Below are 25293 nucleotides of genomic sequence, written 5' to 3'. Positions count from 1 at the left end.
TTAAGTCTGTACCATTCACTGTTGTGGAATAGTCTTCCACTGTATTTTCAGTCACGGTGTAACGAATTAACTTACCTTGATTGTATTTTGGCAGATTAGTAAATTCATATTTCCAATTATCTTTTTCTGTCACTGTTTTAGTATCAATAATTTTCCCATCAGCTAGTAAATTCACTTCAATTGAAGTCGGACGTTTGCCATCTTGATTGTTGGCATCATCCCAGTGTTTTTCACCTTTAATTTCAGTTATTTCAGAATTATGGGTATTTGTAATAATGATATTTCCTTGATTACTATCTGTTGTAGTAACCGTATAGCCTGGTACGTGGCTCACTTCTTTTACCGTATATTTAATCGTTTGGCCATTTGCCTTTTCAGCTAACTCTTGCCAAGTATATGTCCATTCATTCCCATCATTTAATTCAACTGGTTTACCACTTTCTTTGCCATCTGCATAAAGCTGAACTTGAATAGTATTTGGACGTAATCCATCTTGATTGTTGTTATCTTCCCAACGTTTTGTCACGGTGACACTTATTTTACCTGGTGTATAGTGATTTATTAAGTCTGTACCATTCACTGTTGTGGAATAGTCTTCCACTGTATTTTCAGTCACGGTGTAACGAATTAACTTACCTTGATTGTATTTTGGCAGATTAGTAAATTCATATTTCCAATTATCTTTTTCTGTCACTGTTTTAGTATCAATAATTTTCCCATCAGCTAGTAAATTCACTTCAATTGAAGTTGGACGTTTACCATCTTGATTATTGGCATCATCCCAATGTTTTTCGCCCTTAATTTCAGTTATTTCAGGATCATGGGTATTTGTAATAATCACATCTGATGCATTAGAATCATTGATACTTGATGTATAGCCTGGTACATCACTGACTTCTTTTACTGTATATTTTATTGTCTGACCATTTGAGCTTTCTGCTAAATTTTTCCAAGTATGTTTCCAAGCATTATCTTCATTTAATTCAACTGGTTTACCACTTTCTTTTCCATCTGCATAAAGCTGGACTTGAATTGACTTTGGTCGTATACCATCTTGATTTTCGTTATCTTTCCAACGTTTTGTCACATTCACGTCGATATTTTTAGTCTGATTGTTTTTAAATTGACCAATATCTTTTATTTTAATGGTTTGATTGTCTGATGACATATCTTGTCTTTCTAATGTAAACGCCAATTTTTCTTTTGATAATTCATAACCCTCTGGTGCTTTTGTTTCCACAAAATAATAATTTCCAACAGTCAAATTATCTACTTCTACTTTTCCTTTAGCATCTGTTTTAATGCCTGATTGAATTTTTTTGTCATCTTTTCCATTTAACTGTTGATACAAATCAAATTCTGCACCTGTTAAAGACTTATTATTATCTGCATCCACTTTCTCAAATGACACACCACCTGTTTGTCCTGTGATGCTACCTTCTGCAACATTATACATAATAGAGTGTGACAAATTCCAAGAATCTTTCTCACCATTCTCATATTCTATGGTGACAGTGGCATCATTATCAAACCTTGTATCCTCTGTCAGCTCATACAATGGCTCTGTGTAGTATTCTATTTTGTATTGTTTAAAATCTGCTTTATCACTGCCATCATTTGGTTCTGCTTTTTTAATAAATTCATTAATTCTTGGTAAAATATCAACTTCAAATGATTCGTAGTAATCACCACTACTATTTTTTTCAAGAGTCACTGCACCCATTGGTAAACCTTCATATACCCAGTCAGCATTAGTAAAAAACGCTCCATCAAATGCAAAAGAATCTCCCCAATAATCATCTATCTCAACAAAAGGTATAAATTTTTGCTCTTTTGGTGTGTCTTTTATATAGATATGCTTAATTTCTTCAAAAGAATTCGCTTTACCTAATAATTGATTTTTTCCAAGATCAATTTGCCATTTAAAAATGATAGGATGTTCGGCTGTGGTAATATCTGGTTCTTGACCCATTTTTTTATTTGCATTGACATCTCCTGCATCAACACCACCGCCACCACCTTCATTTGGCCTATCATATTCAGGAACATGAACAATAATTTCTTGATCTGGTAATAGAATAGTATTATCTGATCCTTGTTTAATGTACTTTTCATTTAAAATATAATTAAAATCGAATTTACCAGATACTAAAGAATGGGTTTCAACATAATCTGTTGTAAACGTCATATGAATATAGTAACCATCTGTGTCATTTCCTTCAACATCTGCTCTTGCAACTTCTTGCGAGCCATCTTTAAGAATAATGTTCATCTTATCAACGATTTTAAATTCTTTTGGAATAGAAAAATCAAGTGATTCTCCTTGTTTAAAAGTATTATCAGGAATCTCCCAATCGTACTCCAAACTATATTTCTCATTAATGTACATTGTATCGCCATCAACAATTTGCTTTCCATCACCATGGTTTAATCGAATACTTGTAATGTATTGATCACCATTGTAAACTTTTTTTGTCTTAGCAATGGTTAACACACTACTAATCATTAACGCCACGATTAATAATGAAAACATAAACACTGATTTCATCTTTAGATTATTATTTTTCACCTTTACTCTCCTTAAATTCATTTTTTCAACATATATAACATACTAAAGGTTATTTGTGTGTTTTTTAATTAATAATCTGTTGTTTTTTTTAGAACTTTTTATGAACTTTTACACAAAAAAAAGAGTTATGCCTAAATGACATAACTCTTTAAACAATCGTTATTTGTTTTTTATAAAAATTCACCATAAACGTCATCAACTGACTTAGTTTCGTCAATGACAATGTATAAACGACCATTTTTAGAAATTCTTGTTGTTTGATGGATGTTATCTAATCCTTCTTGACCTGGTGTTTCTTTGTCTTTGTATGGGAAGTAAATTAAATCACTTGTTCCATCATCAAATACAATATCCATTTTTTCGATATCTTGGTATTTTGTCGCACGTTCAAACATGCCTGACTCTAATCCACCTAAGTTGATATCATCTGTTTGCACATGATCTGCTTCACTTAATATTTCTATTTTAAATCCTTCACATGGTCTAATTTTTTGAAAATCACTACCATTAATACGTCCATAACTTGTTGATACTTTACTAATCCATAAATCGCCAATGCATTCACGGTCTATTGTCCATGTTTCACCATTTCTGAAATAAAATTTAAAACCTGTCATTGTTTTTGCCATAAATGATCTCCTCTTTCCAATTAGAAACTTATCATCTTTCTTACACATTTATTGTAACACGGTTAGATTAAAAAATAAACAACTTTATTAAACTTTTCACAAATTATATCTATTATTATTTAATACGCTCCATAAATGTCATCGTATTCACTTTGACACGTGTGTGTTTACCTGTTGCTATCACCTTATCTTGGTCATATGCTTTATAAGTAAAATGATATGACTTACCATCAGATTCTTTCATCATCACCACTATTTTAATTAATGCCCCCATTATTGAGGGACGCATGTGATTTATATCTATTGAAGATCCAACAGAGGTATAGCCAGATTCTAAGTCTTTTTCGATTGCATTCATGCAGACATTCTCAACCATGGCAATAAGTCCTGGTGTACCTAATACATTTAATGTACCTGAACCTAATTCTTTTGCTGTGTATCGATTTGTGACTTCAAACATCATTTCATATTCCATTTATTCCGCCACCTTTTCCTTTATTTTTTCCAACAGAAAGTCCCTATCGTTTTTCCAATAGCCGTTTAACACTTGTTTTTCACTAAACATTAAAATCTCACCTAACCAGGGCCCAGGTTTTTTATCAACGAATGACAAAATATCACGACCAGAAATACTCAAATCTGCCATGGATTTAATAGGTAATTGATGGTATTTTTCTAAATACATGGTTTCATCATTTGATAAGCCAAAAAACAGACGCGTTTGTTCGACTAAAGAAATCACCTCTACCCCAGCATCATATAAAGATTGTTCATCCCACTCTTTTTCAAGACGTTGGTTGTAATACATGACAACTTGACTAACTACCGTAGTTAAGCGTTTTGAGGCTTTCCACTTTGTTAAAAATGATTTAACGTTTGTCTCTTTTAATGTAATTAGCAAGCAACTCCAAGCCAACTCTTCACTTGTTAACCTCATCGTCGGATTAACATCTGAAAAGACTCGCAACGCTTCTTTTTTATTCGACAGTTTTGGACAACATTTGTAACAATTTGTTTCAATGAAAGGGCGTAACCCTTTTTTTCGATGGGCTCCCATTAACAATTTAACCCACTCGATATAAATGCGTTCAATGGCAATTTTTTCGAGTAATAAATGATTTTTGGTTATTGCCTCTTCTGTCTTCACTTCAATATTAAAATCTAGTTGACTGGCAAATCTCAAGGCTCGCATCATTCGAAGAGCATCTTCACTAAACCGTTCATCCGGATTCCCGACTGCTTTAATCTCTTTATCATGAATGGATTCAATGCCTTCAAATAAATCGACAATCTCTCCATCAGGTGTCATAGCTAACGCATTCATGGTGAAATCACGTCGCTTTAAATCTTCTTCAAGAGTTCTAACAAACGTCACCTTATCTGGTCGTCGATAATCTTGATAAGTTGACTCCGTACGAAATGTGGTAATTTCATATTGATCTTGATTATGTAAAACCAGGACTGTTCCATGTTCAATCCCAACATCAATCGTTCGTGGAAATATCTCTTTGATTTCTTCTGGAAACGCACTTGTCGCAATATCAACATCGTGAATCGTCTGATGTAGAATAACATCTCTGACACTTCCACCAACAAAATAGGCTTCATAACCATGACGATTGATTTCTTTTATGACTGGTAAAGCTTGTTTAAATTCGATTGGTAACTCGTTTATTTTCATTTTTATCAACTTTCTACTTCATACTTTTTCCCTCATCTACTCGTTCAAAGCGATGACTATCTCTAGCATAAAACTTTTTCATGTTATCTTCAAATACTTTTGTTAAATCTATGTCTAAAGAATTCGCCATGATTAACAACACAACGAAAACATCTCCTAATTCTTCTTCAACTGTTTTTGGTTTTTCAGTTAATTTTTTAGGTTTTTCTCCGTAGTAATGATTAATTTCTCTAGCTAACTCTCCCATTTCCTCAGTTAATCTTGCCATTTGAGCAAGAGGCGAAAAATAGCCTGCTTTAAATTGTTGAATGTAATCATCCACCTCTTTTTGCATTTGAGTCAACTTCTCTATTTTTTCCATAACAAACTCCTTTTAAAAATGTTCTAAAATACACCTAGTTTTTAGTATCTGTTTGCCCTTGTTGCACCACTTAGACAGTGATAAGATGAAACTAAATGGAGTAAATATGGTTTTCTGGGGGCAAACTATGCGTATAAACAGGCAATTTTTTATTAATTGTATCATGATTTTTATTGGAGCGAGTATTTTTAGCTTTGGTTTGGTTAATTTTAATATGGCAAACAAGTTAGCTGAAGGTGGGATGACTGGGATTGCATTGATTATCTACAATCTTTTTCACATTGATCCTGCACTGACAACACTTATTTTAAATATTCCGCTTATTTTAGTTGGATTAAAATTACTCGGATTAGAACCTCTTATTTTAACATTAGTTGGGTCCTTATCCTTATCATTAAATTTGTGGATTTGGCAAAAAATACCTTTAAATATTTCAGTCGATAATGATATTTTAATTGCAGCACTCCTTGCAGGAATTTGTGGTGGAATTGGTAGTGGAATCGTGTATAAGTATGGTGGGACGACTGGTGGAACAGACATTATCGCGCGCATCATCGAGAGACGTTTAGGCATGACGATTGGTCGGTCATTGTTTACATTAGATATATGTGTCTTACTGTTGTCTCTAAGCTATTTATCACTTAAAGAAATGATGTACACGCTTATTGCTGTCTTTGTATTCAGCCGAGTGGTGGATTTCGTACAAGATGCGTCCTATGGTGCTAAGGCCGTTTTTATTGTCTCAGACCATGATAGACAAATTGGCGATACCATTATGAAAGAGTTAGATCGCGGTGTAACGTATATTAACAGTGAAGGCGGCTTTTCAAAAGAAAGTAGACAAATGGTTTATTGTGTTGCAAGCATTAGTGAGATGAGTCGTATTAAAGAAATCTGTTATGAGATTGATCCACGTGCTTTTATGACCTTTTTCAACATCAATGAAGTCTCAGGAGAAGGCTTTACTTATAAAGAATTGCAAGAGCTACATGAACAAGCAAAAAAACAAAAGTGAGGGAGATTATCCATCGCTTTTGTTTTTTCTTTTTTGGTATTCATCTGACCAATAAATAAACTCTTGTTGATTGTTTGAATCAATCGCATCATTTATTTTAGTTAATAAATATTCCTCTTCTTTTTCGGATTGCTTTTGTTTAAAATCTTCTTCTATACGATGAAACATCTCTGTTGAAATCAAATCAAACGCACTAAGAAACGGATTATCTTCTATGACTGTTTGATACAACTGATTGAACTCACGATTCTCAAAATAAATTTCGATGTATAAGGCATCTTTATAATTCATTCTAATCTCATGAAATATTTGTTGTGCATCAGTAAAAGGATGGGTTTCTTTAAACAAAACGAGTCCATCCTGACTTGTCTTTGTATCGGCTATCACGAGTCCTCTAGGCGTTTTATCCGCTTGTTCAACGAACACGACACGATTGAGTAAAGCATCGTGATTAAGTAAATAATTTAAAATCCAATAAGCTTCTTTTTCTTTTAGCGTAATAGTTTCCACTAGCCAGGTGATAAAGGCTCGTTTGTCCTCTAAATTAATCATATTCTCACTACTCTTCCAACATTGTAACAATCATCAAATCATCCGGAACCATTGTCAGGTAGGCTTGTAATACCTCTTTTGATTTGTCTAATTGTCCTTCTTCTCGTAAAAAGATACCATAATCTTTTAAGAAATCAGCGTCAATATCCATATATGGATGAGCTAACTCATAATATTTTTTCGCATCTTCATACTCTTCTAAACCATTATAAGCTTGAGCTAAGTACCAGTAGGCTTCACCTTGATCTAAAATATCTAATGTCGAAACTAAATGGATGGCCTCTTCATACTCTTCCTCTTTTAATAACAGTTCAGCTAGTTTTAGTTTGGAAATATCACTATCTAATTCCAATGAGATAACTTCTTCTAAATACATTTTTGCCTGGTCTTTTTGATTTAGTTGATAAGACGCTTCTGACGCTAAATGATAGACAGACACATCATAAGGATTAACATGAATCCCTTTTTCAGCTACTTCTAATGCGTCATCATATCGACCTTCATCAAACAGAATTTGTGCTAATGGGTAATAAACTTGATTAAACTCAGGGTTCATCTCGCTAACTTTTGTTAAGAGTTGAATACTGCGTTCATTTTCTTTAATTTGATAGTAACAAAGAGCCAACTGAAATAATCGCTCCACTGTTTCAGATTGTTTAATAGCAGATTCTAAAAACGTTACTGCTTCTTCATATTCCCCAATTCTTGATAAAGATACCCCTATACGCTCATCTAAATCAATTGGTGACTCAAAGGTTGGGTACGTTTCTTTTATCATCTCATACGTTGTAATAACATTTTGATAGCTTTCAGTTGAGAAATATAATTCTCCTAGTGCTAAATCAATCAATGGCTCATTTGGTAATATCTTTTTAGCTTCTTTTAATTTTTGCTCGCTCACTTCAGGAATTTCCATCATTTGATAAATGTCCGCTAACGTCAATAAGCTTTGTGCGTATAATTCACTGCTTGGCTTAATTTGTTCTAACCATTCAAACGCTTCTTCTAATTTATCTTCTTCAATCGCAATTTCACCTAAAGAAATTTTCAAGCTATCTTCATCTGGATAAAGTGTCAATAAATCTTTAAACAAGGTACTTGCTTCTTCAAGAAAGCCTAGTTGATATAAATTATCCGCTAATTGTAATTTTTCTTCTGGTAAATCCTGTGACAATGCTTCATTAAAATAGACTGTCGCTTGAGCCAAATCCCCAGATGATAATGCTTCTAACATTTGTTTACTATATGACATATTTTTTCTCCTTCACCTGTGATGTCTTATTTTTTTTGGAAAATAGACGCAATCGCAATAATAATAATCGCCCCTAAAATCGAAGGAACCAATGCCATACCAGCTAATTGTCCTCCCCAATCATCACCAAACATTTTTTGCCCAATTGCAGAGCCTAATAACCCTGCTACAAGATTAAACAAGCAACCTTGCGAATCTTTTTTCCCAGTTATTAATGTTGCGACTGCACCAATAATACTTCCTACGATTAATACTGAAATCCAATGCATGATAATCACCCTTATTTTATTTGTCCTATTCATTCTATCTGATTTCTATGTTTTTTCCTAGAAATTCGTTTAATTTTATATAAAAAAGCAAGTACCGAAAATTCGATACTTGCTTTAACAGTTTTATTTAACTGCATCTTTTAACGCTTTACCTGGTTTAAATGCAGGTACTTTACTTGCAGCGATTTGAATTTCTTCACCTGTTTGTGGGTTACGTCCTTTACGGGCAGCTCTTTCACGTACTTCGAAGTTTCCGAAACCGATTAATTGAACTTTTTCACCTTCAGATAAAAATTCTTGGATTGAAGTAAATACAGCGTCTACTGATGCTGTAGCATCTTTTTTAGTTAATCCTGTTGCTTCTGCAACTTTTTCGATTAATTCTGCTTTGTTTGCCATTATTAATTTCACCTCCTCGAAAAAGATTCGATGTTTTATGTGACATCATGTTTTCTAAATCATCCATTTTGAATCATTCAATATGCATGAGTAGAAATATTCGTTTACAATATTTCTTAAACAAAGATACCATAAGAACATTGATTTAGCAAGGTTAATCAAAGAAATCATTGATATTTTAGCTTTTTTTATCTTTTTTTGCAAAAATAAAAATAGTATGTTAAAATTATCTATTTTCTTCGTCTTGTTAAAATTCGAATTGGCGTTCCTTCAAACTCAAAGGCACGTCTTATTTGGTTTTCTAAGAATCTTGAGTATGAAAAATGCATTAATTCTTCTTCATTAACAAACACAACAAAAGTTGGTGGTTTGATGGCAACTTGTGTCGCATAAAATATCTTCAAACGTTTTCCTTTATCTGTTGGTGTTGGGTTAATTGCCACCGCATCCATGATAACATCGTTTAAAATAGATGATGGGATACGTAGTGTTTGGTTTTGACTCACTGTTTCAATTATTTCTGGTAATTGATGCAAACGTTGTTTTGTCTTAGCTGATACATACACTATTGGAGCATAATCAAGATATCTAAATTCAGAGCGAATGTCTTCTTCAAACTCTTTCATCGTATGATTATCTTTTTCTAGTGTATCCCATTTATTTACGACAATCACAATACCTTTCCCTGCATCATGAGCAAATCCAGCAATACGCTTATCGTACTCACGGATTCCTTCTTCAGCGTTCAATACGACTAATACCACATCAGAGCGATCAATCGCACGCATTGCACGCATTGCACTATATTTTTCCGTATTTTCGTAGACTTTACCTTTTTTTCTCATACCGGCAGTATCAATCATGATAAACTCTTGGCCTGTATTTGATACAAAAGAGGTATCAATCGCGTCACGAGTTGTTCCGGCAACGTTAGAAACGATTACTCTATCTTCGCCTAACATCGCATTAATAAGAGAAGATTTCCCAACATTTGGTCGACCAATTAAACTAAAACGAATAATGTCGTCTTCTTCTTCCACTTCAACTGGACTAAAATGTTTAATGGCTTCATCTAACACGTCTCCTAAACCGATACCATGACTTCCTGAAACAGGAATTGGTTCGCCTAATCCAAGTGAATAAAATTCATAAATATCACTACGCATTTCAGGATTATCTACTTTATTTACTGCTAAAATGACTGGTTTATCACTTTTATATAATATTTTAGCGACATATTCATCTGCATCAGTCACGCCTTCACGACCACTTGTCACTAAAATAATCACATCTGCTTCTTCAATAGCTATTTGAGCTTGGTGTTTAATTTGATCCATAAAAGGCTCATCACTCATCTCGATTCCACCAGTATCAATAATGCTAAATTCACGTCCCAACCATTCAGAATGGGCATAAATTCTATCACGAGTGACACCAGGAACATCTTCCACGATAGAAATTCTCTCTCCAGCCATACGATTGAACAGGGTTGATTTTCCAACGTTTGGACGTCCAACAATCGCTAGTGTAGGGATTGACATAGTCATTCCTCCTTTATCCTTTTACTTTTTTATCCTTATGTAGTTTAACCCGAAGCCACGGTTGGCGCAAGGTAAATGTCAAATAATTCATAAAAAAAGTCAGCTCGCAAGCTGACGTTTTTTTATTTACCTGTTAAATCTTCACCTAACACATCACCTAATGTAAAGCCTGTTGACTCTTCGGGCATCACATAATCGTCTTCTTCTACGACTACTTCATCTTCTTTTTCTTGTAAGGCTTTAATGCTTAAACCAATACGTTTGTTTTCTTCAGACACGTCTAGAACTTTCACTTGAACGACGTCACCTTCATTTAATTCTTCATGAGGGGTTGCAATGTGTTTATGTGAAATTTGAGAAATATGAACCAATCCTTCAACACCTGGTAATACTTCAACAAATGCGCCAAATGTTGTTAATCGTTTCACTGTTCCTTCTAAAACTGATCCAACACTTGCTTTTGATTCAATATCATCCCATGGACCTGCTAATGTTTCTTTAATTGACAATGACACGCGTTCTTTTTCTGGATCAATGCTTAATACTTTAACAGTTACTTCATCTCCTGAATTTAATACATCAGAAGGTTTAGACACATGGGCATGAGAGATTTCAGAAACGTGAACTAATCCATCCACACCACCTAAATCAACAAACGCACCAAAGTCAGTTAAACGAGCTACTTTACCAGTTACCACGTCACCTGCAACTAATTTACCAAAGACTTCTTCTTTTGCTTTTGCTTTTTCTGCTTCTAATACGGCTCTATGAGAAAGAATCAAACGATTTTCTGATGGTTCAATTTCAACAATTTTGAATGTTAATGTTTGACCTTTATATTCAGAAAAATCGGATACGAAGTGATCAGATACCATTGATGCTGGAACAAATCCTCTAACACCCACATCAACAACCAATCCGCCTTTAACCACATCTGTTACAGGTCCTTCGATTAATTCGCCTGCTTTGAATTTATCTTCAATTTCTTGCCATACTTTACGTGCATCTAGGCGACGTTTAGATAATAAGTAGCTACCATTTTCTTTATCTTTTCCGATTTCAGAAATAACAACTAAATCAATAATATCACCAATTGAGACAACGTCTGTCACGTTTTCTACTGGAATAGTTGATAATTCTTTTAAAGGGATAACCCCTTCAACACCAGCACCGATAATTCCAACAACTGCTTGTTTATTATCGTCAACGGCTAAAATCTCACCTTGTACTAAATCACCAACTTTTACATCTTGAACACTTTCAATTGCATCTAACATTGTTTCATCTGCCATAATATCCTTATCCTCCTAAGCAACACTTACTTGATTTTTACTACATACTTATATTCTACATAAAATAAAAAGACTTTACTAGTATTATCTATTATTTTGAGATTAAATTACCTTTTTTAGTTCATTTTCTATGACTTTTACAACTTCTTCTATAGATAATCCTGTTGTATCCACTTTTATTGCATCTTTTGCTTGAATTAATGGTGATTCTTTTCGATGTGAATCATAGTAATCTCTATCTTCTATCTCTTTTTGTAACACTTCTAAACTGGTCATAATTCCTTTTGAGACATTTTCTTTATAGCGTCTTTCGGCCCGTTCTTTCACACTTGCGACTAAAAATATTTTTAAATCAGCATCAGGTAAGACAACTGTTCCAATATCTCGTCCATCCATTACAATACTTTGTGATGCGGATATTGCTTTTTGACGATTGACTAATTCGTGTCTGATTTCTTTAATAGCTGCTACTTCAGATACATGATTGGTTACATCAGGCATGCGAATATCTGTTGTCACGTCCACTCCATTGGCGTAAACATGTTGTACTCCCTCGACATAATCAAACGAAATATCTAAATGATTTAAAGCGTTCATTAATTCTTCAACATTTTTTAAATCAATCTTATTTTCTAAAGCATGAAATGTTACCACTCGATACATCGCACCTGTATCACAATAAATATATCCCATTTTTTTTGCTAAAATTTTTGCTACAGTACTTTTTCCAGCAGAAGCTGGCCCGTCAATTGCCACTTGAATCTGTTTACTCATCTACGTCTTGCCTCTTTCTATTCACTATAATTAAAAAGCCGCCCTAGGACGACTTTTAATTATTTATCTTACTCTAATTGGTTGACCTGGTTGAACGTTACTTGCTGTCACACCTGGATTTAGTTGATACAATTGATCCAATGAAATCCCCGCTTCTTGTGAGATTTTCCATAATGATCTTGAGCTATCACCTTGTCCATAAGCAACCGTATCGCCACCTGTTGTTTGTGCTGCTTGGTTTTGTTGTGTTGTATTATTTTGTTCTGTTTCGTTTTGTGCCACTTGACCTCTTGTTGCTGGATCATCTTTTGGCACTTCTACATCAGCAAACGTCTCAGATGTACTGGCTACTGTTGATGAAGATGTTGTTGTTTGAGTACTTGACTCAGTTGATTTGGTTTCTGATTCTTTTGTTGAACTGCTAACAACAGTTGTTGAACTAGAAACAGATGCCGTTTTACCATTATTTAAATTGCCACTCATTTGAGAATAAATGATTGCTCCAGTAGGAATTAATACGATTAAAAATAGGATGACAATAATACTGACAACAAACCATGTTCTCTTTTCAGATTTAGTTCGACGATTCGTTCTAGAGCCATCTTCTTCATAAATCTCTTGATCCCAATTTTCCTTTTCGTTTAATTCTTGTTTTTTATCTTCATTATTTACATTATTTTCCTTACTCAAAAATAAAACCTCCTAAAAAAATATCTTTAATTATTTTATCATAATTAATACAAGATGTCGCTCTAAATCCCTAAAAAAAACATTTTTTCTAATTTTTCTTGTGACGTCAATTGGTTGTTTTGTTGTTTTTCCTCTACCGGTTCACTATTAATATCCGGTTGTTCATGACAACAATTATCACAACAAATCGTTTGTTTCTTAATACTTTGCTCATTAAAATAATGTTGAATCATCTCACGCCGACAAGCACTGGTTTGGCAATAATCCATCATTTTAAAAATATTTAATTCTTGCTGTCTTTTCTTTTTGGTGAGCGTTTGCTTATAGCCATTCCATCCTTCTTGACTTGTTTCAATCTGATTTAGCCATTTTTTTTGACTGTCTGTCATGGCCGACAAAAATGTTTGTCTATCAACAGCAGATTTGTTTTCTAAAAACAATAAGTCTTGTTTTTCTTGATATGTCTGTTCTTGTAAGAAAAAATGAATTTGTTCATCACCTGGTTGGTATAAAACAAGTGATAAGCTTTGTTTTCCATCTCGTCCAGCTCGCCCAGATTCTTGGACAAAATTTTCTAAACTGTTTGGCACGTGATAATGTACAACAAATCGAATGTTTCCTTTATTTATTCCCATACCAAATGCACTTGTCGCACACAACACTCGAATGTCATCGTGGATAAACTGTTCTTGAATTCTAATCCGGTCATCATTAGACATATCTGCGTGATAACTTTGAACTAAATACGGCAAACGAGCATTTAACCAATCCGACACGCGGTCCGCTTCTTTTTTACTTGAAAAATAAATAATGCCAGGCACTTTTTTATCTTGTAAAAACGTTTCTAAGTAATCCAATTTGTCCTCTGTCTCCACCACTTCATAATAAATATTTTCACGATTAACAGACTGGCACACCTCGGCGACTTCTTCCACATCAAATAGTTGGTGATAAATATCCTCTTTCACTTCAGGTGTTGCGGTGGCAGTTAGTGCCAAGGTCAAAGGATGAGATAATTGAGCTTTAATTTCTTTTAAAGCAAGGTAGCTTGGTCTAAAATCGTGACCCCATTGAGAAATACAATGAGCTTCATCCACAACAAATAATCCAATCTGTAATTCTTTAAAATAACTTAATATCTCAGGTTGGCTTAATGACTCAGGACTAATGAAAATGAAACGATAGTGATTTAAGCGACTCATCACATACTTCTTAGACCTTTTTTCTAAAAGGCTGTTAATTGCTACAACTGATTTTTCCCCATTTTTTCTAAGTAATGATACCTGGTCTTCCATAAGTGAAATGAGTGGTGAAACAATCACTGTTTGACCTGTCTGCTGATAATAGCTTGGAAACTGATAACAAAGTGATTTACCAGCACCCGTTGGTAAGATGGATAATGTAGATTTACCTCTTAACAAATTCTCTATCGTTTCTTTTTGCCCCTCATGAAAACGTGTAAAATGAAACGTCTTCTCCAAAAATGCTTCAAGTGTCATGTTAGTTGTCACCTTCTTCCAACAAATAAAATTGATAAAATTTAAATTCATAAAACGTTAATGATGGCATTATTTTTATAACATCAGAAAATTTCCATGATTTATATACAGGATTATCAGCCAAGTACGCTTTTAGTTTGGTTTGATGATCTATTGTGACGTAATCAATTAAATCCATTCCCTTTTTAGATAGACTCATTTCGATAAAATGATCTGTAATCGTGCTTTCTTTTAATCGTCTCATATGAGAAATTTGATCAATCGAATAACCTTTTTCTATTAAAGAAGAAGTTACATCAACTGTATCATTTTCCCTTTCTTCTTCAATAGATGCCAAAATAGAAAAGATTAAGGGAAAATCATTTACTCCTAATAACAGTTGCTCAATCATTTTATGTAGCGAACTTTTATACAACAGATAAACATATAACACATCATGATTGGTCTGTTTAGCAAATTGAGACAAGGTGTATCCCACCACGTCATGTCCTACTAATTGGGAAACCAACACGTCTTGTTCTTCCTGGGTTAATGACCCCATCAACTGTTTCCATTCATTAAAAAAATCTATAACCAATGTATCGCTAGTATGTTGGCGTAGCCACTGCTTTATTTTTAATTGATGGATAGGGTCATTATCAATCGGAAGATAATCTGCGTTCTGATAACTTTTATAAGAAATAACCTGTGATATAAATAATAAACGTTGCCAGAACAAGTCATCAAATTTATAATAATCAAATCCCTTTATAGAAAATTGATTTAAGGCACTATTTTGGGACCTAGCTTTTCCTTTATCTGTTAGTTTAACAAACTGATCATCCAGTTGGTGTAAATCACCTGATTCAACCAAAAAATGAATACTTGAATCAAATAACGTTTTGGATAGTTTTGGAAACAAATAAAAATAATCTAAAATGGCATACAATTTACCATAACTCAAAACAGAGGTTGTTTTCTTACCTTTTAAAAGATGATACAATGTAGAATAGCGCATCACATCACCTGATTTAAAACAATATAATATCACATCTTCTATGAACAAAAACTATCACCTCAAAGGAGTTTTTTTATGCTATGTAAAATTATACCAGAAAAATGCATTGCTTGTGGTCTATGCCAACTAAAAGCACCAGACGTCTTTGATTATTATGATAACGGTATCGTAAGATTTAAAGACAGCGAACAATTGGAAGTTAACTTTAAAGATCCTTTACCTGAAGAAATCTTAACGGCTTATCAGAAGTGTCCTACACGAGCGATTGAATTAAAAAAATAAATCTATCAGCTTTCTAAATCGAAGGCTGATAGATTTTTTTAATTCGGTAATACTTTTAATACTTCTGTTGCAACTAATTCACTAAATTTTTCGCCACCATCTGGAACAAGATGAATCCCATCTTCATCAAACCACTCTCTATGACCTTCTGCATAAGATTTCCAATCAATCAAATGGGCATTATCATATTTGTTTGTTGACTTAACTAATGTCTCATTCACAGATGCTTGCCATGGTCTATCAACTAATGTATTTACAAAAAAGGTTTGTCTATTACCAATTCGTTGCATAATTTTATCAATGTCACTTTCTTTAAAGCTACCATTTGTCCCTAAAACAACTAAGACGACATCACCAAGTTGTTTGTTTTTATCTAATTCATCAAACACTTTTTGACTATCAACTAACTGACGTCCCACTTCTGCATCAATGTGACTATTTGGAAAATAAGTTTGCAATTCAGGAGCAGCACTTAACAACACAGAATCTCCCACAGCGCCAAGAGCCACTTTCGCAACTCTTTCTTTTTGAGCTTGACTAAGTCCTTCTGATGACTCTTTTGTTGAAGTATCAGACGTTTCTGTTGTGCTTGTCTTTGTATCACTAGACGTTTTTGTGGACGATTCTGTCGGTTTATCACTTGCTTTAGAGAGCTCTTTATTATGTTGCTCGATTGCTTGTTTATTTTGCTCCAATTTCTTTTGAAGAGCCACAGCGGAATCCATCTTTCCTGATGGAGAAACGGCTACTCCGTAAATAAATGTCCCTAAAAACAACGATAAAATAACTAAAACAGGAATATTCTTTTTGAAAAGTGACTTGATTAACTCAAATAATTCTTTCATATTCGCTACACGTCTTAAACGACTAATTAAGCGATACGTCAATTCAGATAACACACCAATCAGGACAAGTTGAATAACACCATGCATTAAAGCATTTGTCCCATCCCATTTTAATTGATCTGTATAAACCACCATAACTGGTAATTGCCATAAATAGATTTCATAACTTCTAGAACCTATCCAACGAATAATGGGATTAGTTAATTCACTACTAAATTTTTCTACTTCAACAATTAAACCTAAAACGATTGTGGCAATGATACTAAACAGCAACATACCACCACGATAAACAAAAGCATTACTATCAGAAAAAATGACCATTGATCCAATCATTAACATTAAACCAGTAATAAAGACAAATAATTTCTTCCAAAAATGAATGGTCTCAATTTTTTCTGCATGTGTTCTCAATATAAAGGCTAATGATGCTCCTAACATCACTGAGAATAATCTAGTATCCGTTCCATAGTAAATACGATTAATCGATTCAGGTGTATAAAAGGCCATCATCAACACAGCTGATAGAGCCGTAATAAACAAAATAACTTGATTTATTTTTTTATAATCTTTTAATTTATATAATAAAATCGCCAAAATAATCGGCCAAAATATGTAAAACTGACCTTCAATTGATAAAGACCATAGATGAGTAAAGGGTGATTCATTCGCAAAACGATCAAAATAAGAGAAACCATTTGCTATTTGCCACCAGTTATTAACATTAAACAAACTTGATGCCATGATGGCTTTAAAGTTCAATAGGTATTTGCGAGAAATAAACGCAAACACACTTCCTGTCACAATAAATAAGACAATGAGCGAGGGATAAATCCGCTTGACTCGCCTAAAATAAAAATCTCTAATTTTAATTTTTTGTCTGTTTTCCCACTCAAATAGGAGTATGTCTGTCATTAAATAGCCCGAAATGACAAAAAATAAAGGAACCCCTAAAAACCCTCCCGATACCGATTGGGGCATCAAATGGTATAGGATTACCCCGATGACTGCAATCGCCCTTAAGCCATCAATCCCTTTGATATATTTTCTTTTGTGCATGTTCATACTCCTCTATAATAAAACAATATATATCATATATTAAATTAAGTTTACAAATATTTCAAACATATTTGTCTAATTTTTACGATTTCTTATAAATTATTTTATTAAAAATAAAAAAACAACCATCATCTGGTTGTTTTATGTTTTAATTACTAACCTTTTTTGCTATTCTCTTTTCAAGTACTGGAATAACTTTTTTATAAACAACAAAGAATGCTACTCCAACTGCTGTTCCTTTAATTAGGTTAAATGGTATAATTCCGTAAAGAATCATTGTCGCAATTGACATACCAAAATCCATACCTAGTACATTTAAATAAAATGGTGTAATAACAAAATAATTTGCTACACTCATGAAAATGGTCATCAAAACTGTTGCATAAATAATGCCTTTAACTAAATTTTTATTTGTATGTTGTTTTTTCATTAAACCATAAATTGGTAACAAATAACATACTGTTGCTAAGAATCCTGCACCATTTCCGATTAGCGCACCAAGATTCCCTCCGCTTGTCACAAAATTTAATGTCGAACGAATAAATGCAACCAAAATACCACTAATTGGGCCATATAAAAAAGTACCAATTAAAATAGGTATATCACTAAAATCTAGTTTTAGCCAACCAAATACTGGTAAAATTGGTATTTCAATAAACATTAATAAATACGCAATCCCCGCTAGTAGTGACAATGTCACCATTTTTTCTGTCTTACCTGTGTTCATAAGAAAATCCCCCTATACAGGACCATCCCCGGAAAAGACTTGCATTAAGCACACAAAAAAACTGCTTTTTTGCCGTTTTACGCGCACAAAAAAACAGTGGTTTACTTGATTGTATACTCAAATAAGCCCTATCTTCTTTACTCCAGACTCTAACTGTCGGTATTGGAATTTCACCAAATCGGCTATTTATCATAGGATAAACAGTTCGTGGACTTTAACCACCGGTCGGGAATTACACCCTGCCCGTGAAGACGACCTTTAATATTTTTATAAGTTTATTATATCCTATTTATTTAAAAAATCAATAAAAACTTACTCTTTATTAGCCAAAACATATAACTGACTAACTTCTTTTTTTGTCAACTCTCTATAATCACCTGGATTTAACCCGATTAAGTCAAGTGTCCCAACTTTTTCACGTTTCAATTTCATTACTGGAAATCCAACAGCAGCCAACATATTTTTCACTTGATGATTGCGTCCTTCGTGAATAATCAGTTCAACCACAGATGTTCCTTTTCTATGATCAGTTGATAGCACTTTAAATCTTGCAGGAGAGGTTTTGCGTCCATCAATACGAACACCATTACGCAATGGTTTTAACTCTTCTTTTGTTGCAATACCTTTTACTTTTGCCACATAAACTTTATCAATCTCATGTTTTGGATGAGTCAGTAAATTGGCAAATTCACCATCGTTAGTCATTAATAATAAACCAGATGTATCATAGTCCAAACGACCTACTGGAAAAATACGTTCTGGTACTCTAGTAAAGTAATCATTCACTACTGGACGATCCTTATCATCTGATACTGCTGAAATCACATTTTTTGGTTTATAAAATAGATAATAAACAGGTTGTTCTTGATAAATTGGGACACCATCGACTTCAATTTTATCTGATGGGTTCACTTTAACACCTAGTTCTGTTACTTTCTTTCCATTAACCGTCACACGTCCTGCTTGAATTAATTCTTCTGATTTTCTTCTTGACGCCACACCACAATGTGCCATCACTTTTTGTAATCGTTCCATTTATTTCACTCTTCTTTCTTATCATCAAACTGCTCTTTAAATCGGTCAAAAAATAAATCAGTTGACTCCACTTCTGCATCTAATTCTTCATCCAACTCGTGAATGTCTGGTAAATCATCCATACTTTTTAACCCAAAGTAATCAAAAAAGTAAGCCGTTGTCCCATATAAAATCGCTCGGCCAGGTCCATCGACTCGGCCCTTTTCTTCGATTAATTGTTTATGTACTAATCGTTGAATGGATCCTGAACTTTGAACGCCCCTAATTTGTTCAATCTCTGAACGCGTAATCGGTTGTTTATAGGCAATAATCGCCAAAGTTTCTAAGGCAATTTTGGATAATTTTTGATTAATGGAAGATTGTGCATAGTTTTTTAATAACTCTGCCATCTCTTTTTTAGTTGTCATCATAAATCGATCGCCGACTTCTAAAATAGTCAACGCGCTACCCATATCGCTATTATATTTTTCTTTTAACTCTTCAATTACCTGATAAATATTTGCGGTTGTTTCTTGCGTTAAATGGCTTACCTCACTAATGCTAATGCCTTCTTCACCTGAAACAAACAATAATGCTTCAATTTTCTGAACTAACATCTGTTGTACCTTCTTTTTTATAAATCTTAATCATCTCATCACTACTTGATTGCTTAACAATTAATTGTCGATTCTTTATTAACTCTAACATAGCTAGAAACGTCATGACAATCTCTGAACGGGTATAACTCGTAAATAAATCTGTAAATAACACAGACTCTCCACTAGATAACTTCTTTATCTTAGACATCACAAAACCAATTCGATCATCAATCGTATAATCTTCCATTACCACACTTGTTTCTAGTGGCTCCATCTCTTTAGCTCGCATCATCACATCATGTATCGCTAAAAATAAATCAATCGTGGTAATTTCATTTGGTTCAAGTGGGGTTGCTTCTTTTTGATACATCGATAAATCAGTGGCTTCTTTTGTAAAGTAGTCACCGCGTTCTGTTTCCATTTCTTTTAGAACAGTTGCGACAAACTTAAATTTTTTATAATCAAGTAACTGCTGAACTAAAGCCTCTCTGGGGTCAACTGCTTCAAACTCATTGTCTTCAGCTAATTCAATGACCTCTTGTGGTAACAGCATTTTACTTTTTATTGACATCAAAGTAGCCGCCATCACTAAAAATTCTCCCGCGACTTCTAAATCAAGTGTCCGCATGGTTTGAATGTACGTCATATACTGTTCTGTAATCTCAGCAATTGGAATATCATAAATATCAATTTCCAATGTCTTGATTAAGTGAAGCAATAAATCAAGCGGCCCTTCAAAAATATCTAATTTTACCTGTAATTCTTCCATTTCTTTCCCTCACGCTCTTGGAAAATGCTCTTTATAGACATCAGCCAAACGTTGTTTACTTATATGTGTGTAAATTTGTGTTGTTGAAATATCAGCATGACCCAACAACTCTTGTACAATACGCAAGTCAGCCCCATTTTCTAATAAGTGAGTGGCAAAACTATGACGCAATGTATGTGGTGTCACATCTTTGTTTATCCCAGCTTGACTCACATAGACTTTTAAATTTTTCCAAATCCCTTGTCTTGAAAAACCTTTCCCTTGATAATTTAAAAATAAATAATCATTTGCGACATCGGTTTTATTTTTAATCACAAGTTCTGGTCTAGATTCTTCTAAATATTTATTAATCCAATAAATCGCTTGATCGCCTAAAGGAACGATTCGTTCTTTATCCCCTTTTCCAAGCGTTTTTAACAACCCAATAGATAAATGCAAATCATTTAAAGTTAAGGTAATTAATTCCGTCACACGAAGTCCTGTGGCATACATCACTTCTAAAATCGCCCGGTCACGTATACCTAATACACTAGTTGTATCAGGTGCTTCTATAATTTTTTCAACTTCTTCTATAGATAATGTTTTAGGCAACGTTTGTCTTTTTTTCGGTGTATCAATATATTGCATAGGATCTGACTCTGTATAACGTTCTTGACGAAGAAACTGATGAAATTTTCTCAGACTAGATACCATTCGAATGATGGTTGTAGATGATTTCCCCGACTCTTTTAGGTAAGTCAAAAAATCCATAATCACAAACCGATCAACCTCATCTATCGAAGAGATATTTTGTTCAAGTAAATACGCTTGATATTGATTTAAATCTCGTTGATAACTAACAATGGTATTCTGCGACAAGCCACGTTCTATCTTTAAAAAATGCAAATATTCTTCAATATATGTCTTCATAACGAGCCTCCAGTCAATAGTAATTATTTTAACAGTTTTTAAGGGCAAATACTATCTTTAAAATATCACATGAATTTTTTTATTTTACATAGACATTTCAATCGTTAAATTATACAATAAACATATTGGTCTAAAGGAAGGAGGAACATATGTGTTTCCAAAAAAAGAAACATATAAAAACATCGAGCTATTAGATTTTTTAAAGATAAATAGTCAAAATTATACAGATGAATTTGATGCAATCTATCAACAAAAAAAGAATTATTTTTATCTGTCATTAATTTTTTTCATACCTGTTTCTCTCATCCTGACATTTTTTGTGATAATTGATTTATCCATGCCATGGTGGTCTCTACCACTTTTTTTAATTATTTTTTCATTGATGGGATTTTTCTTCATATCATTGCCTCTTTATCAATCATTTATTAAAGAGTGCTTAATTGCTGAAAAATACGTGTGTGAACGAGTTGATGCACATTTATCTGAACTAGCTAAACAAGAATTTTTTAGCAAAGACGCTAAAATTAAACGATTACTAAATCAAGAATTTGAACTCATCGCCCTAACAAGTGCGACAAGAGAAGACTTAAATGTCATTTTAGATAACCAATCACTGACAACTGCTAATTGCCCCATCATCAATATAAACAATCCTGATTATAGACAAACAAAGCGTATCTTTTTTGAGAAACGCCCACTTAGTCCAGTGATTGTCATAAAAATTAATTTAATTAATCGAACAACCAAAAAATTATCCAAACAAATTATTTTGCCGATAGAATTTGAGTTAGTTAGAGGATTGGTTAGTGAACAAATTATCTTTTTTGAAAAAGACAATTATTTAGTTAATCCATACATTCATATTGATGCAGATAACTTTAAGTTACTTTATGTGGCAGACCGAGATGAATTTCTAAAAAGAGAACATGCCCCACTTTATATCACATAAAAAAACAAGTGATCTATTAATCAGACTCACTTGTTTTTATTTTCTTATTTTTCATTGTTTAATAAAATTAATAGGTAGTTAACAATCCAGTAAATAACTAAAAGCATGCTAATCACTGTAGTTGTTAAAGAAAAGCCGTTACCATATACAACGTACGTAATAATTGGTAATTCCACTGAGCAGATAAATAAATAGGTAAATAATAACCCTATTCTCTTGATTTTTTTTTCATGACCACCAAAATAATAAATACCTAAAATCATAGTCCCTGTCAATCCGAACAACAGGGTAATCACATTAATAATACCATTTAATGATAGATTATCAATGGATACTTTAATAAAGTCATAATTCAAGATAATAATAAAAAATGAAATAATCGAATTGATAATAAATAATGAAAATTTCAACGAATTAATTCGTTCTTTTTTCGATACCCCTTGGATAGCTTGAACGTCCTCTTGATTATCTCTTTCCATAATAAGGAGAACATAGCTGACAACATTATCTACATTCTTTTTAACTCCTGCTATATCCACATCTTTTTTCAAATATCTTTCTAGTTTATGAATCTTACTCCACAATTTAAAATCATTTTTGTATCGAGATTTGTCTTTCGTCTTAATTTGAGGGTATTTATCCATATAACCCAAATCATTTAAATCCATTTTTAATTTGTCTATTTTTTTCATTAAATAAAATTTGACTTCAACATTGGTCATATAACGAACTTTATCATTACCAAGCTTTATTTGACATTGAGAGATATCACACATAATCTCGCACGTGTCTTTAATACTTTGTCTGGTGCTTTTGTTTTCTTCAATTAGTTTTAAATTTTGATTTTTTTTATTATAATTCATTCTAGCAACTATAAAGATTAGAATAAGAAGTATTAATAAAACTATTGTCATAAATATAATATCTGTCATATAAATCTCCTTTTAACCATACATCTCTTTCTTGTTAGTACTAGTTTAAAACAATTTCAATAAAAAAGATAGGTTAAAAATAAAAATGAAATAAATTTAATATGACTTTTTTAGGAAAATGAAAAAAACATATTCCACTAAATTCAAATTTCTTGAACTTAAGAGAACATGTTTCTTTCTTATTCTTCTAATTTTTCTTGACAAGATTGACAAATACCATGAAACGTTAGACGATGATCGGTTACTTTAAAGAAATAGTTATTTTCCACTATCCTCTCAACATCGCCTAATAAATCTTCTTCGATTTCATCAATGTTTCCACATTCTAAACACAAAAGATGGTGGTGAAAATGTTTGGCTCCTTCTTTTCGCATATCATATCTTGCTAAGCCATCATTAAAATTCACTTTATCTAAAATACTTAATTCTGTTAACATTTCAAGCGTACGATAGACAGTCGCCAAGCCAATATCTGGTGTTTTTAATTTTACGAGCATATAGATTTCCTCAGCAGATAAATGATCTTTTTCATTTTCTAACAACACCAATACTGTGGCTTCACGCTGTGGTGTTAACTTATAGTTAGCTTCATGCAATTGATCCTTTATCCGTTGCAAAGCAAGACCTTGCTGTTCCATAGTAGCTTGCACATCCTTATTTATAATTATTATCATCAAGATACTTTAATGACTTCATATAAATTATAATTTATCTAATGTACAAAATCAACCTATTCTCAATTAGATGAGTCATCTTTTACTAAATACGTTTTACCATCTTTTTGAGTGATGCGTTTTTCTTTCATTAATGAGCCTAATGCTCGTTTAAATTGCCCTTTACTAATCGCAAAAGTTTGTTTAATTTCCTCTGGTGTTGATTTATCACTAAATGGAATCATTCCATCTTTAGAACGCTCTAAAAATGTTAAAATCATTTGTGCATCAGATGAGATGACTTCATACGCTCTTGGTTTTAATGACATATTTAACATGCCATCAGGACGAACGCCAATCACTCGGCCTTCAACAATTTGTCCAAGTCTAGGTTCTTCGTATCTCTCAGATGGATGGATAAAGGCCACATAATGCTCATCAGTAAACACAAACGTTCCCACCATCTTCAAACGATAGACAACACCTGTAATATTTTTATTTTTCATTGTTTCTTCGTCCGCTGCTTTTGACATAGCTAAAAACGTCATATCATCCGCCAAGTTAGCCCAAAGTCTCGCTTTTTCATCTACTGACAATCTCACCAATAATTTATCACCTTTTTTAGGCCATAATGGCTTCATCTCTGGTAATTCATCTAGTGACACAACCACTTCTTTATCTGGCAAACCAATATCAACAAACACACCTAAATCACGTCTTGAATCAACCACTTCGGCAAATCCAAATTTATGCTGTTGAATCTCTGGAATATTTGTTGTAAAAATGCGGTCATGTTTTTGATTTTCATAACCAAATCCTTCTACGATATCTCCTATTTTAAAGTCACCTTCAGATTTATTTAAATGAAACGTCACACCATTTTTTTGAACAAAAAATAACTGGTCGTTCTCATCAATAATCAATCCACTCCACACGCTACCTATTAAATCTTTCATGTATTCTGCCCATCCTTTCGTTGTTCTCACATTATATCACAGTTTATTCTTCTGTTTATTAAAAATTAATAGCAAACCTCTT

The 25293-nt window shown here is 33.1% G+C and carries 27 protein-coding genes and 1 riboswitch; of the genes, 3 read left to right on the top strand and 24 right to left on the bottom strand.

All coding sequences use genetic code 11. The annotated features are described in order from the left end of the window. The 5 genes from CBF36_RS07735 to CBF36_RS07715 form a co-directional block, all read right to left on the bottom strand. The coding region (locus tag CBF36_RS07735; protein ID WP_165865422.1) for a Cna B-type domain-containing protein at nt 1-2569 on the bottom strand (2569 nt) is incomplete at its 3' end. A 170-nt stretch (nt 2570-2739) separates the two neighbouring features. Further along, nucleotides 2740-3198 carry a hypothetical protein gene (locus CBF36_RS07730; RefSeq protein ID WP_125957879.1) on the bottom strand — a complete coding sequence of 153 codons (459 nt, stop codon included), beginning with the start codon at nt 3196-3198 and terminating at the stop codon, nt 2740-2742. Nucleotides 3199-3313: 115 nt separating this feature from the next. Then, entirely contained in the window at nt 3314-3673 is a 360-nt protein-coding gene (locus CBF36_RS07725) for a thioesterase family protein (protein ID WP_125957878.1), read from the bottom strand. Beyond that, nucleotides 3674-4879 (bottom strand): CCA tRNA nucleotidyltransferase, encoded by a 1206-nt coding sequence (locus CBF36_RS07720; RefSeq protein WP_125957881.1) that lies wholly within the window; start codon nt 4877-4879, stop codon nt 3674-3676. A 13-nt stretch (nt 4880-4892) separates the two neighbouring features. Next, entirely contained in the window at nt 4893-5240 is a 348-nt protein-coding gene (locus tag CBF36_RS07715) for a nucleotide pyrophosphohydrolase (RefSeq protein WP_125957877.1), read from the bottom strand. Nucleotides 5241-5367: 127 nt separating this feature from the next. Here CBF36_RS07715 and CBF36_RS07710 point away from each other — a divergent pair, with 127 nt between their 5' ends. Beyond that, nucleotides 5368-6255: a YitT family protein gene (locus tag CBF36_RS07710; protein WP_125957876.1), complete on the top strand. Its 888-nt coding sequence runs from the start codon at nt 5368-5370 to the stop codon at nt 6253-6255. 6 nt (nt 6256-6261) lie between these two features. On the opposite strand, the gene CBF36_RS07705 is transcribed toward CBF36_RS07710, so the two are convergent. The 10 genes from CBF36_RS07705 to CBF36_RS07660 form a co-directional block, all read right to left on the bottom strand. Beyond that, complete coding sequence (locus tag CBF36_RS07705; protein WP_125957875.1) at nt 6262-6807, bottom strand: YpiB family protein; 546 nt, start codon at nt 6805-6807, stop codon at nt 6262-6264. Between the two features lie 7 nt (nt 6808-6814). Next, nucleotides 6815-8059 (bottom strand): tetratricopeptide repeat protein, encoded by a 1245-nt coding sequence (locus tag CBF36_RS07700; RefSeq protein ID WP_125957874.1) that lies wholly within the window; start codon nt 8057-8059, stop codon nt 6815-6817. A 26-nt stretch (nt 8060-8085) separates the two neighbouring features. Next, the gene (locus CBF36_RS07695; RefSeq protein ID WP_125957873.1) at nt 8086-8328 is read right to left on the bottom strand and encodes a GlsB/YeaQ/YmgE family stress response membrane protein; all 243 of its coding nucleotides are present in this window, start codon (nt 8326-8328) and stop codon (nt 8086-8088) included. 123 nt (nt 8329-8451) lie between these two features. After that, complete coding sequence (locus CBF36_RS07690) at nt 8452-8727, bottom strand: HU family DNA-binding protein (protein ID WP_071457044.1); 276 nt, start codon at nt 8725-8727, stop codon at nt 8452-8454. 230 nt (nt 8728-8957) lie between these two features. Next, the gene (gene der, locus CBF36_RS07685; protein WP_125957872.1) at nt 8958-10268 is read right to left on the bottom strand and encodes a ribosome biogenesis GTPase Der; all 1311 of its coding nucleotides are present in this window, start codon (nt 10266-10268) and stop codon (nt 8958-8960) included. 122 nt (nt 10269-10390) lie between these two features. Further along, the gene (rpsA, locus tag CBF36_RS07680) at nt 10391-11560 is read right to left on the bottom strand and encodes a 30S ribosomal protein S1 (protein ID WP_125957871.1); all 1170 of its coding nucleotides are present in this window, start codon (nt 11558-11560) and stop codon (nt 10391-10393) included. A gap of 102 nt (nt 11561-11662) precedes the next feature. Further along, the gene (cmk, locus tag CBF36_RS07675) at nt 11663-12334 is read right to left on the bottom strand and encodes a (d)CMP kinase (RefSeq protein WP_125957870.1); all 672 of its coding nucleotides are present in this window, start codon (nt 12332-12334) and stop codon (nt 11663-11665) included. 63 nt (nt 12335-12397) lie between these two features. Continuing rightward, nucleotides 12398-13024 (bottom strand): LysM peptidoglycan-binding domain-containing protein, encoded by a 627-nt coding sequence (locus tag CBF36_RS07670; protein ID WP_125957869.1) that lies wholly within the window; start codon nt 13022-13024, stop codon nt 12398-12400. Between the two features lie 62 nt (nt 13025-13086). Continuing rightward, nucleotides 13087-14523 (bottom strand): RecQ family ATP-dependent DNA helicase, encoded by a 1437-nt coding sequence (locus tag CBF36_RS07665; protein ID WP_165865421.1) that lies wholly within the window; start codon nt 14521-14523, stop codon nt 13087-13089. A gap of 1 nt (nt 14524) precedes the next feature. Further along, nucleotides 14525-15568 carry a YpbB family protein gene (locus CBF36_RS07660; RefSeq protein ID WP_125957867.1) on the bottom strand — a complete coding sequence of 348 codons (1044 nt, stop codon included), beginning with the start codon at nt 15566-15568 and terminating at the stop codon, nt 14525-14527. A 27-nt stretch (nt 15569-15595) separates the two neighbouring features. Here CBF36_RS07660 and CBF36_RS07655 point away from each other — a divergent pair, with 27 nt between their 5' ends. After that, nucleotides 15596-15802, top strand: coding sequence for a ferredoxin (locus CBF36_RS07655; RefSeq protein WP_125957866.1), 207 nt, complete (start codon nt 15596-15598; stop codon nt 15800-15802). A gap of 38 nt (nt 15803-15840) precedes the next feature. On the opposite strand, the gene CBF36_RS07650 is transcribed toward CBF36_RS07655, so the two are convergent. From CBF36_RS07650 to xerD, 6 genes are all read right to left on the bottom strand, one after another. Beyond that, nucleotides 15841-17703, bottom strand: a complete 1863-nt coding sequence (locus CBF36_RS07650; protein WP_165865420.1) for an acyltransferase family protein — start codon at nt 17701-17703, stop codon at nt 15841-15843. 148 nt (nt 17704-17851) lie between these two features. Continuing rightward, nucleotides 17852-18430, bottom strand: a complete 579-nt coding sequence (locus CBF36_RS07645; protein WP_125957864.1) for an ECF transporter S component — start codon at nt 18428-18430, stop codon at nt 17852-17854. A 126-nt stretch (nt 18431-18556) separates the two neighbouring features. Next, nucleotides 18557-18687, bottom strand: a riboswitch (FMN riboswitch). A 55-nt stretch (nt 18688-18742) separates the two neighbouring features. Then, complete coding sequence (locus CBF36_RS07640) at nt 18743-19465, bottom strand: pseudouridine synthase (protein WP_125957863.1); 723 nt, start codon at nt 19463-19465, stop codon at nt 18743-18745. Between the two features lie 5 nt (nt 19466-19470). Beyond that, complete coding sequence (gene scpB, locus CBF36_RS07635) at nt 19471-20061, bottom strand: SMC-Scp complex subunit ScpB (protein WP_125957862.1); 591 nt, start codon at nt 20059-20061, stop codon at nt 19471-19473. Further along, nucleotides 20042-20812, bottom strand: coding sequence for a segregation/condensation protein A (locus CBF36_RS07630; RefSeq protein ID WP_125957861.1), 771 nt, complete (start codon nt 20810-20812; stop codon nt 20042-20044). Before CBF36_RS07630 ends, scpB begins: the two co-directional genes overlap by 20 nt. Nucleotides 20813-20821: 9 nt before the next feature. After that, a complete protein-coding gene (gene xerD / locus CBF36_RS07625) occupies nt 20822-21721 on the bottom strand; it encodes a site-specific tyrosine recombinase XerD (protein WP_125957860.1) in 900 nt (299 codons plus the stop codon). 151 nt (nt 21722-21872) lie between these two features. Here xerD and CBF36_RS07620 point away from each other — a divergent pair, with 151 nt between their 5' ends. Continuing rightward, the gene (locus CBF36_RS07620; protein WP_125957859.1) at nt 21873-22670 is read left to right on the top strand and encodes a hypothetical protein; all 798 of its coding nucleotides are present in this window, start codon (nt 21873-21875) and stop codon (nt 22668-22670) included. A gap of 44 nt (nt 22671-22714) precedes the next feature. Here CBF36_RS07620 and CBF36_RS07615 read toward each other — a convergent pair whose 3' ends face one another. From CBF36_RS07615 to CBF36_RS07605, 3 genes are all read right to left on the bottom strand, one after another. Beyond that, a complete protein-coding gene (locus tag CBF36_RS07615) occupies nt 22715-23602 on the bottom strand; it encodes a hypothetical protein (RefSeq protein WP_125957858.1) in 888 nt (295 codons plus the stop codon). A 179-nt stretch (nt 23603-23781) separates the two neighbouring features. Then, entirely contained in the window at nt 23782-24240 is a 459-nt protein-coding gene (gene fur, locus CBF36_RS07610; RefSeq protein ID WP_125957857.1) for a ferric iron uptake transcriptional regulator, read from the bottom strand. Nucleotides 24241-24338: 98 nt separating this feature from the next. Further along, nucleotides 24339-25211: a CvfB family protein gene (locus tag CBF36_RS07605; RefSeq protein ID WP_125957856.1), complete on the bottom strand. Its 873-nt coding sequence runs from the start codon at nt 25209-25211 to the stop codon at nt 24339-24341. Nucleotides 25212-25293 lie beyond the last annotated feature (82 nt).

This window comes from Vagococcus bubulae (assembly GCF_003950315.1).
Classification (GTDB): Bacteria; Bacillota; Bacilli; order Lactobacillales; family Vagococcaceae; genus Vagococcus; species Vagococcus bubulae.
Note: the sequence above shows the minus strand (reverse complement) of the source record. Positions and strands in the feature narration are given on the sequence as shown.

Bases quoted from the DNA above. Each gene is read 5' to 3' on its own strand.
- CBF36_RS07730 (WP_125957879.1), bottom strand. From the start codon at position 3,198: ATGGCAAAAACAATGACAGGTTTTAAATTTTATTTCAGAAATGGTGAA.
- CBF36_RS07725 (WP_125957878.1), bottom strand. From the start codon at position 3,673: ATGGAATATGAAATGATGTTTGAAGTCACAAATCGATACACAGCAAAA.
- CBF36_RS07720 (WP_125957881.1), bottom strand. From the start codon at position 4,879: ATGAAAATAAACGAGTTACCAATCGAATTTAAACAAGCTTTACCAGTC.
- CBF36_RS07715 (WP_125957877.1), bottom strand. From the start codon at position 5,240: ATGGAAAAAATAGAGAAGTTGACTCAAATGCAAAAAGAGGTGGATGAT.
- CBF36_RS07710 (WP_125957876.1), top strand. From the start codon at position 5,368: ATGCGTATAAACAGGCAATTTTTTATTAATTGTATCATGATTTTTATT.
- CBF36_RS07705 (WP_125957875.1), bottom strand. From the start codon at position 6,807: ATGATTAATTTAGAGGACAAACGAGCCTTTATCACCTGGCTAGTGGAA.
- CBF36_RS07700 (WP_125957874.1), bottom strand. From the start codon at position 8,059: ATGTCATATAGTAAACAAATGTTAGAAGCATTATCATCTGGGGATTTG.
- CBF36_RS07695 (WP_125957873.1), bottom strand. From the start codon at position 8,328: ATGCATTGGATTTCAGTATTAATCGTAGGAAGTATTATTGGTGCAGTC.
- CBF36_RS07690 (WP_071457044.1), bottom strand. From the start codon at position 8,727: ATGGCAAACAAAGCAGAATTAATCGAAAAAGTTGCAGAAGCAACAGGA.
- der (WP_125957872.1), bottom strand. From the start codon at position 10,268: ATGTCAATCCCTACACTAGCGATTGTTGGACGTCCAAACGTTGGAAAA.
- rpsA (WP_125957871.1), bottom strand. From the start codon at position 11,560: ATGGCAGATGAAACAATGTTAGATGCAATTGAAAGTGTTCAAGATGTA.
- cmk (WP_125957870.1), bottom strand. From the start codon at position 12,334: ATGAGTAAACAGATTCAAGTGGCAATTGACGGGCCAGCTTCTGCTGGA.
- CBF36_RS07665 (WP_165865421.1), bottom strand. From the start codon at position 14,523: ATGACACTTGAAGCATTTTTGGAGAAGACGTTTCATTTTACACGTTTT.
- CBF36_RS07655 (WP_125957866.1), top strand. From the start codon at position 15,596: ATGCTATGTAAAATTATACCAGAAAAATGCATTGCTTGTGGTCTATGC.
- CBF36_RS07650 (WP_165865420.1), bottom strand. From the start codon at position 17,703: ATGCACAAAAGAAAATATATCAAAGGGATTGATGGCTTAAGGGCGATT.
- CBF36_RS07645 (WP_125957864.1), bottom strand. From the start codon at position 18,430: ATGAACACAGGTAAGACAGAAAAAATGGTGACATTGTCACTACTAGCG.
- CBF36_RS07640 (WP_125957863.1), bottom strand. From the start codon at position 19,465: ATGGAACGATTACAAAAAGTGATGGCACATTGTGGTGTGGCGTCAAGA.
- scpB (WP_125957862.1), bottom strand. From the start codon at position 20,061: ATGTTAGTTCAGAAAATTGAAGCATTATTGTTTGTTTCAGGTGAAGAA.
- CBF36_RS07630 (WP_125957861.1), bottom strand. From the start codon at position 20,812: ATGGAAGAATTACAGGTAAAATTAGATATTTTTGAAGGGCCGCTTGAT.
- xerD (WP_125957860.1), bottom strand. From the start codon at position 21,721: ATGAAGACATATATTGAAGAATATTTGCATTTTTTAAAGATAGAACGT.
- CBF36_RS07615 (WP_125957858.1), bottom strand. From the start codon at position 23,602: ATGACAGATATTATATTTATGACAATAGTTTTATTAATACTTCTTATT.
- fur (WP_125957857.1), bottom strand. From the start codon at position 24,240: ATGGAACAGCAAGGTCTTGCTTTGCAACGGATAAAGGATCAATTGCAT.
- CBF36_RS07605 (WP_125957856.1), bottom strand. From the start codon at position 25,211: ATGAAAGATTTAATAGGTAGCGTGTGGAGTGGATTGATTATTGATGAG.